General features: G+C 69.4%; 12 protein-coding genes. 7 read left to right on the top strand and 5 right to left on the bottom strand.

The genetic code is table 11. The features are described 5' to 3' along the window. The first annotated feature begins 43 nt into the window (after nt 1-43). The 3 genes from AUC44_RS07000 (at nt 44) to AUC44_RS06990 (ending at nt 4,212) form a co-directional block, all read left to right on the top strand. Complete coding sequence (locus AUC44_RS07000; RefSeq protein WP_062157996.1) at nt 44-730, top strand: N-acetylmannosamine-6-phosphate 2-epimerase; 687 nt, start codon at nt 44-46, stop codon at nt 728-730. A 139-nt stretch (nt 731-869) separates the two neighbouring features. After that, nucleotides 870-2,108: an ABC transporter substrate-binding protein gene (locus AUC44_RS06995; protein WP_062157995.1), complete on the top strand. Its 1,239-nt coding sequence runs from the start codon at nt 870-872 to the stop codon at nt 2,106-2,108. 70 nt (nt 2,109-2,178) lie between these two features. Further along, nucleotides 2,179-4,212, top strand: a complete 2,034-nt coding sequence (locus tag AUC44_RS06990) for a beta-N-acetylhexosaminidase (protein ID WP_062157994.1) — start codon at nt 2,179-2,181, stop codon at nt 4,210-4,212. 31 nt (nt 4,213-4,243) lie between these two features. Here AUC44_RS06990 and AUC44_RS06985 read toward each other — a convergent pair whose 3' ends face one another. Further along, nucleotides 4,244-4,768 carry a hypothetical protein gene (locus tag AUC44_RS06985; RefSeq protein WP_062157993.1) on the bottom strand — a complete coding sequence of 175 codons (525 nt, stop codon included), beginning with the start codon at nt 4,766-4,768 and terminating at the stop codon, nt 4,244-4,246. A 167-nt stretch (nt 4,769-4,935) separates the two neighbouring features. Here AUC44_RS06985 and AUC44_RS06980 point away from each other — a divergent pair, with 167 nt between their 5' ends. After that, on the top strand, nt 4,936-5,697 hold the full coding sequence (locus tag AUC44_RS06980; RefSeq protein ID WP_062157992.1) for an SAM-dependent methyltransferase: 762 nt from the start codon (nt 4,936-4,938) through the stop codon (nt 5,695-5,697). A gap of 2 nt (nt 5,698-5,699) precedes the next feature. On the opposite strand, the gene AUC44_RS06975 is transcribed toward AUC44_RS06980, so the two are convergent. The 3 genes from AUC44_RS06975 to AUC44_RS06965 form a co-directional block, all read right to left on the bottom strand. Next, the gene (locus AUC44_RS06975) at nt 5,700-6,218 is read right to left on the bottom strand and encodes a hypothetical protein (protein ID WP_157445210.1); all 519 of its coding nucleotides are present in this window, start codon (nt 6,216-6,218) and stop codon (nt 5,700-5,702) included. 131 nt (nt 6,219-6,349) lie between these two features. Further along, nucleotides 6,350-8,131 (bottom strand): translational GTPase TypA, encoded by a 1,782-nt coding sequence (gene typA, locus AUC44_RS06970; protein WP_062157990.1) that lies wholly within the window; start codon nt 8,129-8,131, stop codon nt 6,350-6,352. A 146-nt stretch (nt 8,132-8,277) separates the two neighbouring features. Continuing rightward, the gene (locus AUC44_RS06965; RefSeq protein ID WP_231724554.1) at nt 8,278-9,576 is read right to left on the bottom strand and encodes an AI-2E family transporter; all 1,299 of its coding nucleotides are present in this window, start codon (nt 9,574-9,576) and stop codon (nt 8,278-8,280) included. Between the two features lie 125 nt (nt 9,577-9,701). Here AUC44_RS06965 and AUC44_RS06960 point away from each other — a divergent pair, with 125 nt between their 5' ends. Beyond that, on the top strand, nt 9,702-10,532 hold the full coding sequence (locus AUC44_RS06960; protein WP_157445208.1) for a TerC family protein: 831 nt from the start codon (nt 9,702-9,704) through the stop codon (nt 10,530-10,532). An 8-nt stretch (nt 10,533-10,540) separates the two neighbouring features. Here AUC44_RS06960 and AUC44_RS06955 read toward each other — a convergent pair whose 3' ends face one another. Continuing rightward, nucleotides 10,541-11,494, bottom strand: coding sequence for a hypothetical protein (locus AUC44_RS06955; RefSeq protein WP_197408588.1), 954 nt, complete (start codon nt 11,492-11,494; stop codon nt 10,541-10,543). Between the two features lie 132 nt (nt 11,495-11,626). Between AUC44_RS06955 and AUC44_RS06950 the strand changes: the two genes are divergently transcribed. Beyond that, the gene (locus tag AUC44_RS06950; protein WP_062157988.1) at nt 11,627-13,273 is read left to right on the top strand and encodes a methylmalonyl-CoA mutase family protein; all 1,647 of its coding nucleotides are present in this window, start codon (nt 11,627-11,629) and stop codon (nt 13,271-13,273) included. Nucleotides 13,274-13,387: 114 nt separating this feature from the next. Further along, a complete protein-coding gene (locus AUC44_RS06945; protein ID WP_155297780.1) occupies nt 13,388-13,576 on the top strand; it encodes a hypothetical protein in 189 nt (62 codons plus the stop codon). Nucleotides 13,577-13,612 lie beyond the last annotated feature (36 nt).

The following is a 13,612-nucleotide window of genomic DNA, read 5'->3' as shown; positions in this document are numbered from 1 at the left end:
GGCGTGCACCAGTTCGCCGCGCCGGTCCGCTACCCTGGGCGGCGTGAATGACGTGCTATCGCGCCTGCGGGGCGCCCTGATCGTGAGCGTGCAGGCCGACGAGGGCAGTCCCATGCGGGAGACGGGGATCATCGCGGCCATGAGCCGCGCGGCGCTGCTGGGCGGCGCGCGCGGCCTGCGGCTGCGCAGCCCGGAGGATATCCGGGCGGTGCGGGCGCTGACGGACGTGCCGGTCATCGGCCTGACGAAGCAGGCGCAGCCGGGCTCGCCGGTGTACATCACGGCGACACCGCAGGAGGTGCGGGCGGTGGCCCAGGCGGGGGCGGACGTCGTGGCGTTCGACGGGACGGACCTGCCCCGCCCCTACGCGGTGGCGGAGCTGATCGCCGAGGCGCACGCCTGCGGGGCGCTGGCGATGGCGGACGTGAGCACGCTGGCCGAGGCCCGCGCGGCCTACGCGGCGGGTGCCGACATCGTGGGCACGACCATGAGCGGGTATACGCCGCACAGTCCGCAGCAGCTCGAGCCGGATTTCGAGCTGATGCGGGCGCTGGCCGGGGCGGGGCGGCCGTTCATCGCGGAGGGTCGCCTGAACACCCCGGAGCTGGCCGCGCAGGCGCTGGCGAGCGGCGCGCACGCGGTGGTGGTGGGCAGCGCGATCACGCGGCCGGATCACGTGACGCGCTGGTTCTCGCAGGCGCTCGGGACGGCCACTGACCCGGCAAGCTGACCGTGGGGTGAGAGCGGGTCGCTCAGGTTCTCAGACGTGGGGAGCCGAAAACCGCTACATTCGGCGCACATCCTTCTCAAGTTCCCCCGCCGGAGTCCTCCCAGCGCCGCCCGGCGTCCCTCACCCCAGGAGTTCAAGCATGAAACACCGCGTCCTCACCACCCTGATCACCGCCGCGATGCTCGGCGGGGCCGCCCACGCGCAGAAGACCCAGCTGGAATTCTGGACGATCAGCCTCGCGCCGCTGTTCAACGACGAGATGAACCGCCTGGTCGCGCAGTTCGAGAAGGAAAACCCGACCGTGGAACTCAAGTGGGTGGACGTGCCCGCCACCGCCATGGAGCAGAAACTGCTCGCGTCCGTGGCCGCCGGTCGCCCGCCCGCCGCCGTGAACCTCAGCAGCGACATGACCGTGAAACTGGTCCAGCAGGGCGCCATTGAGCCGCTCGACCTGAGCGCCGCGCAGAAGAAACTGTACTTCGCCAGCCCCCTGAACACCTTCACGTACGACGGGAAGGTCATGGGCGTGCCGTGGTACTGGTCGCCGAAGGTCGTGGCGTACAACACCGAGATCTTCCGCAAGGCCGGCCTGGACCCTGCCAACCCGCCCCGCACCATCCAGACGCTGATCGCCGCCGCCAAGCAGATCAAGGACAAGACCGGCATGTACGGCTTCATGCCGAACATCAACGGGATCAACATGCTGTACATGTTCCAGGAGGCGGGGCTGCCCATCCTGGACAAGAGCGGCAGCAAGGCCGTGTTCAACAGCGCCGAGCACGTCAAGCTGCTCCAGACGTACGTGGACCTGTACAAGAAGGGCTACATCCCCGAGGACACCATGCGCCGGGGCTTCACGGCCGCCACCGAGCTGTACTCGGCCGGCAAGCTGGGCATGCTGATCACGGGGCCGCAGTTCATCCTGCGCGTGCAGAACGACAACAAGGCCATCTTCGACCAGACGAAGGTCGCGCCGTACCCGATCAACATCGCCGGGAACGTCATCCACACCGGCCTGATGGGCTTCATGGTGCCCAAGGGCGTGCGCGACAAGGCGCTGGCGCAGAAGCTCGCGCTGTTCCTCACGAACGACGTGAACCAGCTGCAGTTCAGCAAGGTCACGAAGACGACCTTCCCCAGCACCGTGAAGGCCAGCACCGACAAGTTCTTCAAGCAGGGCGGCGCGGACGCCGTCAGCCAGGGCCGCCTCGTGGCGTCCACGGAACTCAAGCGCGCCAAGGACCTGACGCTGGTGTACCCGGACGCCAGCAAACTGAACAAGGTCTTCAAGGACAACATCGAGGCCGCGATGGCCGGGCAGAAGAGCGCCAAGCAGGCGCTGGACGACATCGTGAAGGCCTGGAACGCCAGCCTGTAATCGAGGTGCAGGGAGCGGGAGGCGGCGCGCGGACTGGTGGCGCCCGCCTCCTTGCCCTGTCGGAGGACACATGAAGCAGCGAATGATGGGCCTGGGGGCCCTGATGATCAGCCTGAGCCTGGGCGCGGCGGCGACGCCCGTGACCCTCACCCCGGCGGCGGAGGCGCGCGTGCAGACGCCCTTCGCGGCGCTCGTCCCGCAGCCGAAGGCGGCCACCTTCCCGAACGGCACGCTGCCCCTGAGCGGGCTGGGTGTGCGCGTGGTGGGCAGCGCACCGGAGCTGGGCTGGGCCGCGCGTGACCTGCGCGCCGAGTGGCAGACGCGACTGGGCCTGACACTCGGCGACGCCGCAGCCGGGGCCAGGGGCATCGTGATCGGCACGTTGGCCGACGCCGAGCTGGCCGCCCGCGCGAAGGCGGCGGGCCTGACGCCGGGCGGCGCGGAAGCCTACGCGCTGTGGGTGGACGACGGCGGGGCGTTCGTGGTGGGCGCGGACGCGCGCGGCGCGTACCTGGGCGCGCAGACGCTGCGGCAGCTCCTGACGCCCGCCGGACTGCGCTACGCCCGCATCACCGACGCGCCCGCCCTGCGCCAGCGCGTGGCGATGATCTACCTCGACCAGTACAGCAGGGGCGTGAACGACGCCCTGATTCCCATGCTGGCCGCCCTGAAGTACAACGCGGTGCTCGTCATGAGCAACTACGTGCAGTGGGACACGGCCAAGGCGGGGGGCTTCGCGCACCCCGGCGGGGCCAGCAAGGCCGAGGCGAAACGCGTGGCGGAACTGGCCCGCAGCTACGGCCTGGAGGTCATCCCCCTGATCGAGACGCTGTCGCACGTGGGCTGGATGTTCTACGGCGGGAAGAACCTCGACCTGCGGCAGGACCCGGACAGCCAGAACCTCTGGGCGTACGACACCCTCAACCCCGCCACGTACGACCGCGTGATCCTGCCTGTCCTGAAGGAGGCGGTGGAGGTCTTCGGGCCGAAGGTCATTCACCTGGGGCACGACGAGGTCCGCAACCGCGACCGCTTCCCCGCCCGCGAGAACGGGAAGGCGGTGGGCTTTGAGACGCTGTTCGTGAACGACGTGGTGAAACTCCACGATTACCTCAAGGGACTGGGCGTAGGCAGCATGATCTGGCACGACACCGCCTTCGCCGACGCGGTGATCGGCACGCTGCCCGCCCGCCTGCCGAAGGACCTGCAGGTGGCGTACTGGAACTACGCGCCGGGGAACAGCTTCGGCATGCTGGACACCATCCAGAAACTGGGCTTCCCGACCTTCGGGGCCAGCTGGTCCGACCCGGGCAACGCCGAAGGCCACGCGCAGGCTGCCGCGAGGATCGGCGCGCAGGGCATGATCCAGACCCGCTGGACGGGATACTTCGGGAACCCCAGCATCTGGGACGGGAACGCCGACCAGGGCACGCCGTTCGTGCGCGCGGCGGGCGCCTTCTGGAACCCGGCCGCGCCGCCCGTGAAGGACGCCGAACTCCGCTACCGCGACCTCTACCAGCCCACCCCCTACCGCGCCGAGAGCGGCGCCACGGTGGACCTCTCCCCCGTCGTCACGCGCGCCCTGGCGGACGAGGACGGCAGCGGCTGGATCGGCAAGGGCCGGGACATCGACCTGCGGAACCTCAGGGGCGGCGTGCAGCGCCTGGGCGCGTACCTGTTCGACGTCCGGGGCGCCGTGATGCCGCGCGGCAGCCGCGCCAGCGTCAAGGCCCTGCCCGAGCGCGCCACGGTGGACCTGAACCGCAAGGCCCGCGCCCTGGCGTTCCTGCACGTCACCGGCTGGCCCGCCGCGACCAACCGCGAGAAGGTCGGTCAGTACGAGATCGAGTACGCCGACGGCAGCCGCGTCACGCAGCCGCTGGAGTACGGGCGGCACATCCGCGCCTGGACCGACACCGCGCCCACCAGCATGATCCCCGCCCCAGGCTGGAACGGCGTGACCGGCGAGGGCCTGAACGTCGCCGTGCCCGTCCTCGAATGGGTGAATCCCAGGCCCGATCAGGTCATCCGCTCGGTGACCCTGGTGAGCGCGGGCGGCAACGCCAACCCCGCCCTGCTGGGCCTGACGGTGCTGGGCGACTGACGCTTACCAGTGACGCCCGCGACGGACGGCCTCACGGGCAGTGGTCGCGGGCGCCGAATTGAAAAGCCGTGCGCAGGGTCTCATCTGGCGGGGTGGCCCGCTGGCACACCCGGCGTCCCGTCCCGTCCAGGCGGGTGAAGAGCACCTGCCCCGCCACGCTGGAGATCACGTCCAGACCGCCCCGCTCAGCGGGTACCGCTCCGGCGGTGGTGCGCAGCGGAAAGGCCAGCGCGCGTGCCAGTGGCGTGGTGGGTGTCCACCCTTCGGGGGCCCCCACAGCCTCGGCACACCACACGAGGCGCGTGCGGTGTCCGGCGAGCTGATACGCGGACGCCACACCATAAGAGAAGGTGTACACGCGGTCGGCGCGACCGGTCGGGAACACCACGATCTCGGTATGCCAGTCCGCCTGACCGCCACTGGTACAGCGGTGGCCGGGAAACTGCCGATCATGCTGCTGGGTCAGGGCCAGGGTCTGCTGCCGGGCCGTGACCAGCGGAGCCACCTGTGCGGACGCGCCGCCCAGCAGGGACAGGAGCAGGGACAGCGCTCGCATCCCCCGCAGCCTACTCCGGAGACCCTCTGCCGGATGGCGCATGTGCGCGGGTCAGCGGCCAGGGTAGCCTGACCCGATCCCATGGAGCGTGCCCTGATGCGCCTGCGTTGAACCCGCCCCATACGGCCCGAATCCACATCCGTCCCGTCTGACCTGGGAGGTCAACCATGCCGCATTCACCGTCCTCTTCGTGGGCCGCGCCCTTTTACGACGTTCAGGAGGCCCTGACCGGGTGTTACTCCGCCGAGCCGCATCCCAGTCATGCCGGGCAGGTGCGGAGGCTGCGCGCGCAGTTCCCGCAGGCTTCCACGCTGCTGGAACTCGGGGCGGGTGGGGGTCAGTTCGCGGTGACGGCGGCGCAGTCCGGGCTGGCCGTCACCGCGCTGGAGCTGCGCGCCTCGGCGGCCGGGCACGCCCGGGAGCTGGCCCGGCAGCGCGGCGTCCCGCTGGAGGTCGTGCAGGAGAGCTTCTACACCGCCGACCTGACCGGCCCGTTCGACCTGATCGTGTACTGGGACGGGTTCGGTATCGGTACGGACGACGAGCAGCGGCAGCTGATGCGCCGGGTCGCCGGGTGGCTCGCACCGGGCGGGCACGCGGTGCTGGACGTGTACACGCCGTGGTACTGGGCGCGGCATGCGGGCTTCACCCGCCGCACCGAGACCTACACGCAGGCGTACGGCTTCGACGCGCCCGGCTGCCGCATGACGGACACGTACACCGGGCAGGACGGGGTCGCGCACACGCAGTCGCTGCGCTGCTACTCCCCGCAGGATCTGAGCCTGCTGCTGACCGGAACCGGCCTTCAGCTGGCGGCAGCCGAACCGGGAGGCCTGTTCGATCCGGCTGCCGGTCAGTGGCATCCGCAGGCCGAATGGCACCGCTGCATGACCTTCCAGGCGGTCCTCACGCACGCACACCGGGGCTGAGCTCAGGGCAGGATGACGTGGCGGTCGCCGGACGTCACGCGCGCCCGGTCCTTCCCGCCGTAGGTGTGGCAGCGGGTGAGGACGCTGAACGTCCATGACCCGTCGGGCAGGCGGAACCGGATGTCCACACTCACGTCGTCCCGCTGGGCGGTGACGTGCCCGTCGACCTGCGTCGCGTCCTGGAATCCGGCGGCCAGGACGGCGCCCCGGATGGCGGCCAGCTGGTCTGTCCGGTCGCCCTGGGGTGAGGTCATGACGCCGCCGCCGCTGTAGCGCGATCCGATGCCGCCCGGACAGGTGAACCAGCGGGCGTCGGCCTTCAGGTCGGTGCCCTGCAGGGCGCGGGCACTGGCGGTCATGGCGTCGCGGAGCGTCGCGTTGGCGGCCGCCTGGGTGGCCTCGGCCGAGCGGTCGTCGCGGCCCAGCGAGCAGGCGCTCAGCAGCGTTGCAAGGGTCAGGGCGGCGAGCGTCAGGGCGGCCAGGAGCAACGGGCGGGAGCGGGGGACGGTGGTGGAGTTCACGGAGGGCACCTCCTGGTCACGCTGGATGCTCCGAGTGTAGGGCGCGCAGGTCGTGAGGGCGGTGAGCGCCGGGACAAGACCAAAGGCCGCGCCCCCTCCGGGAAGGGAGGGGGCGCGGCGCGTTCCGGAGTTTACTTGCGGAAGCTGGGGTTGAGGATCTTCTTGCGCAGGCGGATGCTCTGGGGGGTCAGCTCGACGAGTTCGTCCTCGCTGATGTACTCCAGGGCGTCTTCCAGGCTCATGCGCTTGGGGGGGATCAGGGTCAGGGCCTCGTCGGCACCGCTGGAGCGGACGTTCGTGAGCTTCTTGTTCTTGCAGACGTTCACGTTCATGTCCTGCTCGCGGGCGTTCTCGCCGACGATCATGCCGACGTACACGTCCTGGCCGGCGTCGATGAAGAAGCTGCCGCGATCCTGGAGCTTCCAGATGGAGTAGGCGAAGGCGACGCCGTCTTCCATGCTGACCAGGGAGCCGTTCTGGCGGGTCTTGAGGTCACCGGCCCACGGGGCGTACCCGTCGAAGATGTGGCTCATGATGCCTTCGCCCTGGGTCATGCTCAGGAACTGGGTGCGGAAGCCGAACAGGGCGCGGCTGGGGATCTTGAATTCCACGCGGGTGCGGGTGCCCTGGGGTTCCATGTTCACCATCTGGCCCTTGCGGGCGCCGAGGACGCCGATGACGGTGCTGGAGTGCTGCTCGGGCACGTCGATCACGAGGTGCTCGATGGGCTCGTGCTTCTCGCCGTCGATCTCGCGGATGATGACCTGGGGCGCGCCGACCTGCACTTCGTAGCCTTCGCGGCGCATGGTTTCCAGCAGGATCGAGAGGTGCAGTTCGCCGCGGCCGCTGACCTTGAACTCGTCGGGGCGGATCTCCTCGACCTTCAGGGACACGTTGGTCATCACTTCGCGCTTGAGGCGGTCGTTGATGTGACGGCTGGTGACGTACTTGCCTTCCTTGCCGGCAAACGGGCTGGTGTTCGGCTGGAAGATCATGCTCACGGTGGGTTCGTCCACGGTGATGATGGGCAGCGCCTCGGGGTCGGCGAGGTCGGCGACGGTCTCACCGATCTGGGCGTCCTCGATGCCCGCCAGGGCCACGATGTCACCGGCGCCCACCTGGTCGATCTCGATGCGGCGCAGGCCCATGTGGGTGAAGGGCTGCACGACCCTCGTCTTGGTCATGGTGCCGTCTTTGTGCATCAGCTGGACGAATTCGCCCTTCTTGACGGTGCCGCGGTTGACGCGGCCCAGCACGATGCGGCCCAGGTACTCGTTGTAGTCGAGGTTCGTGACGAGCATCTGGAACGGGGCGTCCAGGTCGACCTTCGGCGCTGGGATGTGCTCGAGGACCATGTCGAACAGTTCGTGCATGTCCTCTTTGGGCTCGTTCAGGTCCTTGAACGCCTTGCCGTCGCGGGCGATGGCGTACAGGATCGGGAAGTCCAGCTGGTCGTCGTTCGCGCCGAGTTCGGCCATCAGGTCGAAGGTGAGGTTCACGACCTCTTCGGGGCGGGCGTCGTTGCGGTCGATCTTGTTGATGACCACGATGGGCTTGAGGCCCAGTTCGATGGCCTTGCGCAGCACGAAGCGGGTCTGGGGCATGGGGCCTTCGGCGGCGTCCACGAGCACCAGGCAGCCGTCGACCATGCCGAGGACGCGCTCGACCTCGCCGCCGAAGTCGGCGTGGCCGGGGGTGTCGACGATGTTGATCTTCACGCCGTTGTACTCGACGGCGGTGTTCTTCGCGAGGATGGTGATGCCGCGCTCGCGTTCGAGGTCGTTGCTGTCCATGGCGCGCTCGGCGATTTCCTCACCGTGGCCGAGTTTCAGGGTCTGCTTGAGCAGGCCGTCGACGAGCGTGGTCTTGCCGTGGTCGACGTGGGCGATAATGGCGATGTTGCGGTATTCCATGTGATTCAGCTCCCTTGTTGTCGGAGCGGTTGGCCCTCTGCGCTGCTCGCGCGCCGGCGGCCTTCTGCTCTCGTAGGCATGAAAAAGCCCGCCGCACGTCGCGTGGGCGGGACACCCAAACGTAGATTCTAGCAGATGCGGGACCCTTACGGGCGCCGCCCACCTGCGGGGTCGTCCGGGTCGCCGTCCGGACGCGCTTCCGGTCCGGTGTCGGGGGGGGTGACGTCGGCGGTCAGCGCGGCTTCCAGGTCCAGTTCGCCGTCCTCGAGCTGGCGTTCGAGTTCGGCTTCCTGCACCTCGGCGCGGGCCCTGCGCACGGCCTCTCTCGCCTCTTCCTCGCGTTCGAGCTGGTCTTCGACGACGCCGCTGATCAGGGCCATGGCGACCGCGTCGGGGATGTCCGGGGCTTCGCGCAGGTAGAAGTGCTGGTAGATGGCCTTGATGACGATCAGGAACGGGACGGTCAGGAAAGCGCCGACCAGTCCGAAGACGCCGCCGAACAGCACGACGCCCACGATGACGCTCAGGGGGTGCAGGTTGCCCGCGCCCCCGACCAGCAGGGGGCTCAGCGCGAAGCCGCTGACCTGCTGGAACACCAGGACGAACACGGCGACCCAGACGGCCTTCTGGGGGTCGTCGGCCAGGGTGAACAGCACGGGCGGGATGGTCGCCACGATGGGACCGATGGTGGGCACCAGTTCGCCCAGCGCGGCGAGCAGGCCAAAGACCAGCCAGTTCTGCACGCCCAGCAGGTAGAAGCCCAGCGCGGTGCAGCTGCCCGTGACGAGCATCACGAGGAGCGTGGCGCGGCCCCACGCGCCGGTCTGCTTGAGGATCTGCGCCAGGGCGTAGGTGGCGGCCAGCCGGTGCCTGGGGGGCACGGCGCCCAGCACGCCGTTCACGAGCGGCACGGGGTTGCCGAGCACGTACACGACCATGACCAGGGTGACCAGCCCGGTGAAGACGCCACCCAGGATCAGGGACAGGACGCTGGGAAGCATCTCGGCCGCGCGGCTGCCCAGCCGGCTCAGCTGTGACTGGGCGCGGTCGAAGATGTCGGCGGGCAGCATGGCGTCCAGCTGTGGGTGGGCGCGCAGCCAGGCGTTCAGTTTCGGCTCGACGCGGCTGAGGTCGAAGGTGCTCGTGCCGATGCTGCCCAGCTGAGCGGCGATGGGCGGCACGGCCAGGAACAGGGCCACGCCGATCACCGCGACGACCAGCAGGACGGTCAGGGTGCCGGCGGCGGCGCGCGGCATCCAGCGTTCCAGTCGCCGCGCGACCGGGTTCAGGGCGGTGGCGACGATGATGGCGAGCGTGATCGCCAGCAGGCTGGGGGCGACCTGACTGAAGAAGCTGAGGCTCAGCAGGATGGCGATCACGCCCACTGCGACGGGGAGCAGGTTCACCACGAAGATGCCGGCAGGCGGGCGGGGTGGGCGGGTCACGGCCCGCTCCGGGCCGCGTGGAATGTGCAGTTCATGAGAATACCAGTGTAGGGCGATGCCCTGCGGCGCGTCAGCCGCGCCTCACCGGGGGCGCTTGAGCGTCCCTTTACCCTCCGCGTCCCCCTATGGGCCCACTGCGTAGCGTGCAGTTCATGAGTGACTTCCTGCATGTCCTGAGCACCCCGCAGGGCTGGGTCGCAATCCTGAGTCTCACGCTGCTGGAACTCGTGCTGGGCATCGACAACATCGTGTTCATCACGCTGCTCGCCTCGCGGCTGCCGCAGGCGCAGCAGGCGCTGGCCCGCACGGTCGGGCTGGGACTGGCCGTCGTGACGCGGGTGGCGCTGCTGGCCGGCATCGCGTGGCTCACGCGCCTGCAGGCGCCACTGTTCAGCCTGCTCGGGCAGGACTTCAGCGTCCGCGACCTGATCCTGATCGGCGGCGGCCTGTTCCTGATGGTCAAGAGCGTCCGCGAACTGTCGCGCATGGCGGCCGATCCGCTCGGCAGCGGCGAGGCGCAGGTGGGGCAGGTGTCGCTGCTGAGCGTGATCCTGCAGATTCCACTGATCGACATCGTGTTCAGCCTGGACAGCGTGATCACGGCCATCGGCGTGAGTGGCGACGTGCCGGTCATGATCACGGCGGTCGTGATCGCCATGATCATCATGGTGGCCGCCAGCGGCCCGATCAGCCGCTACCTGGATACCCACCCGCCGCTGAAGCTGCTCGCGGCGGCGTTCCTGCTGCTCGTCGGCACGAATCTGGTCGCGGAGGCCTTCGAGGTGGGCGTGCCCAGCACGTACCTGTACTTCACGATGCTGTTCGCCGGGGTGGTCATGCTGTTCACGGTCCGCGCGGCCCGCACGGTCCGCTCGCAGGCCGTGGACCGCGCCGTGCAGGAGGCGCTCCTCTCCCGTAAGGACGAGGCCGCCACGGATGACCCGCAGCGGCCCTAGGCCGGGGGTCAGCGCAGCGGCGCCCACCACCAGCCGCCCACGTCGTGCCGCCCGGCGCGCGTGGCGGCGTTCAGCGCGCCCCGGTTGCGGCCGTGGATGGTGCCGCTGAGGACCTGGGCGGGATCGGGCAGGTGCCGGGCGAGCAGGGTGCTCAGCGCTGCGCCCAGGCCGCGCCCCCGGGCGTGCGGCGCGAGCAGGAGTTCCTGCACGACCTGCGCGTCCAGACCCAGCTGTGGGGAGGCGAGGGTGCCCGCATACCCGGCCCACCCGCCGCGCCAGTGGACGTCGAACATCGTTCCGGCGTCGATGCACTCCTGAAGGTCCTCGGCGCTCAGAAGGCGGGCCTCGTGCGGGTGGTGGGGGTGGGCGGCGTCCACGGCGTCGTACGCGGCCTGCGCGTCGGCATACCGGCTGGCGTCGGGGGTGGGGCTCAGGGTCAGCCCGTCCGGGACGGGATCCCCGCGCAGGGCCCCCACGGGCGCGGCCAGCACGCGCCGGTCCGGGTCGAGGTCCGGCCAGTCGGTCTGGGGCGCGGCGCTCCAGACGCGCAGGCGCGGCGGGTGGAACGCGGCGTACACGCGGGCCGCGTCCGCCAACGCCGCAAGGTCGGTGCGCGTGACGGGGCGGCTGGTGACGCTGACGTCCACGAAGGGTTTCGTGACGTCCAGCCCCTTGAAACGGATGCTGAGCATGGCGCGCAGGTCAGTGCTCACCGTCACCCAGCGGTTCAGGTAGGCGGGCGCGGCGGGTCCGGCCTTCAGGAATTCGGCGCGCTGCGCAGCGAGGTCGAGGTCGGTGGCGAGTTGCAGGTCGAACTCGTGTTCCTCCGTCAGGTTCCGGAGACGGGCGGCGCGGTCCAGCCACCCGTGCGTGACGGGGTGCTGCGCCGAGAGGCTGAGGGCGGCCAGTTCGGCGGCCGTCGGAAGCTCGGGAGTGCCGGGCAGGGGGTCGGTGGTCGTCACTGCCGGACACGCTAACGCCCTCCAGTCCGGTGGGTTGCCGCACCTGGGGTCCGGGGGTCGGGCGCCCTGCTATCCTGGCAGGAACCTAACGAGCGTTTGTTCCAGCCTCTCCCCCGCCCCGGAGGTCCCCCGATGAAAAGCAAGAACGAGTGGATGCAGAGCGTCTACAGCCCCGCCGCGCAGAAGTTCCCCGAGCGCAAGTACAACTTCAAGAACCTCTCGGACATGGAGCCAGAACCCATCTACACCGAAGGCGACCTGAAAGACTGGGACGCCGAGCGGGACCTGGGCTACCCCGGCGAGTTCCCGTACACGCGTGGCGTGCAGCCCAGCGTGTACCGCGGGAAACTGTGGACCATGCGGATGTTCGCGGGCTTCGGCAGCGCCGAGCAGACCAACGAACGCTTTCACGCCCTGCTGAAGGCCGGGCAGACGGGCCTCTCGACCGCGTTCGACCTGCCCACCCTGATGGGCTACGACAGCGACCACCCCTTCAGCAAGGGCGAGGTCGGCAAGTGCGGCGTGGCGGTCAGCAGCCTCGCGGACATGGAGATCCTCTTCCAGGGGATCGACCCCACGCAGGTCACGACGTCCATGACCATCAACAGCCCCGCGAACGCCATCTGGGCGATGTACATCGCCAACGCGCAGAAGCAGGGCAAGGACCTGGGGCAGGTGGGCGGCACCATCCAGAACGACATCCTGAAGGAATTCATCGCGCAGAAGGAATTCATCTACCCGCCCGCCCCCAGCGTGAAACTGGTCATCGACACCTTCGAGTGGGGCCCGAAGGTCCTGCCCAAGTGGAACTTCATCAGCGTGTCCGGCTACCACATCCGCGAGGCGGGGGCGACCGGCGTGCAGGAACTCGCGTTCACCCTCGCGGACGGCTTCCACTACGTGGAGAAGGCGCTGGAACGCGGTCTGAACATCGACGAGTTCGCGCCGCGCATCAGCTTCTTCTGGGACATCCACAACGACTTCTTCGAGGAGATCGCCAAGCTCCGCGCCGCGCGGCGCATCTGGGCGCGGCAGATGCGGGACCGTTACGGCGCGAAGAACCCCCGCTCGTGGATGCTGCGCACGCACTCCCAGACCGCCGGGGTGTCCCTGCCCGCGCAGCAGCCGCTGAACAACATCGCCCGCGTGGCCATCCAGGCGCTGGCGGCGGTGCTGGGCGGCACGCAGAGCCTCCACACCGACTCCTTCGACGAGGCGCTGGCGCTGCCCACCGAGGAAGCCGCCACCATCGCCCTGCGCACCCAGCAGATCATCGCGTACGAGACCGGCGTGGCGGGCGTCGTGGACCCCCTGGCGGGCAGCTACTACGTCGAGAAACTCACCGACGACATCGAGGCGGCCGCGATGGGCTACATCGAGCAGATCCGCATGATGGGCGGCGTGGAAGCCGGGATCGACAGCGGATTCTTCCAGCTGGAGATGGCCGAGGCCGCCTACCGCTACCAGCGCGAGGTCGAGTCAAAGGACCGCATCGTGGTCGGCGTGAACGAGTTCGTGCAGGACGCCGTCGAGGTGCCCATCCAGCTCATCGACCCGCAGGTCGAGCGGGTGCAGGAGGCCCGGCTGGCGCAGGTGCGCCGCGAACGCGACCCGAATCGGGTGCAGGCCGCGCTGGACGCCCTGCGCGACACCGCCGTGACCGGCGCGAACTCCATGCCCGCCTTCCTGGAGTGCGCGCACGCCTACTGCACGCTGGGCGAGCAGATGGACATCCTGAAGACCGTGTACGGCGAGTACGTGGAACCCGCCATCGTCTGAGCGGACCACAACGCCGCAGAGGGAGCGCCGTCAGGGGCTCCCTCTTCTGTTTGGTGAAGGGACGCTGGTGGCCGCGTGAAGGCGCGCCGCGCGGGGCGGGCGCTAGTGTGCGGCATGATCTCCGACACCGCGATCCGTGCCCGGCTGGGCGAGCAGGCCAGTTCCGACCGCGAGGTGGCCCTGATGCGCGACCTGCTCCAAGCCAGTGGCCGCACCCCGGACGACCTGAGTGACGACGAGTGGCTGCAATTGATCGGGCAGATGGAGGCCCGGAAATTGCAGGACGACCCGAACATGAAGTGAACCGCTCCGGCGGCTGAACCGGGTCAAGGCGGGCCG

This window comes from Deinococcus actinosclerus, from assembly GCF_001507665.1.
Taxonomy (GTDB): domain Bacteria; phylum Deinococcota; class Deinococci; order Deinococcales; family Deinococcaceae; genus Deinococcus; species Deinococcus actinosclerus.
This window is presented reverse-complemented; position numbering and strand designations above follow the sequence as displayed.

Coding starts and splice junctions, on each gene's coding strand:
- typA (WP_062157990.1), bottom strand. CDS start 8,131: ATGGAATACCGCAACATCGCCATTATCGCCCACGTCGACCACGGCAAG.
- AUC44_RS06945 (WP_155297780.1), top strand. CDS start 13,388: ATGATCTCCGACACCGCGATCCGTGCCCGGCTGGGCGAGCAGGCCAGT.
- AUC44_RS06960 (WP_157445208.1), top strand. CDS start 9,702: ATGGGCCCACTGCGTAGCGTGCAGTTCATGAGTGACTTCCTGCATGTC.
- AUC44_RS06985 (WP_062157993.1), bottom strand. CDS start 4,768: ATGCGAGCGCTGTCCCTGCTCCTGTCCCTGCTGGGCGGCGCGTCCGCA.
- AUC44_RS06990 (WP_062157994.1), top strand. CDS start 2,179: ATGAAGCAGCGAATGATGGGCCTGGGGGCCCTGATGATCAGCCTGAGC.
- AUC44_RS06995 (WP_062157995.1), top strand. CDS start 870: ATGAAACACCGCGTCCTCACCACCCTGATCACCGCCGCGATGCTCGGC.
- AUC44_RS06980 (WP_062157992.1), top strand. CDS start 4,936: ATGCCGCATTCACCGTCCTCTTCGTGGGCCGCGCCCTTTTACGACGTT.
- AUC44_RS06950 (WP_062157988.1), top strand. CDS start 11,627: ATGAAAAGCAAGAACGAGTGGATGCAGAGCGTCTACAGCCCCGCCGCG.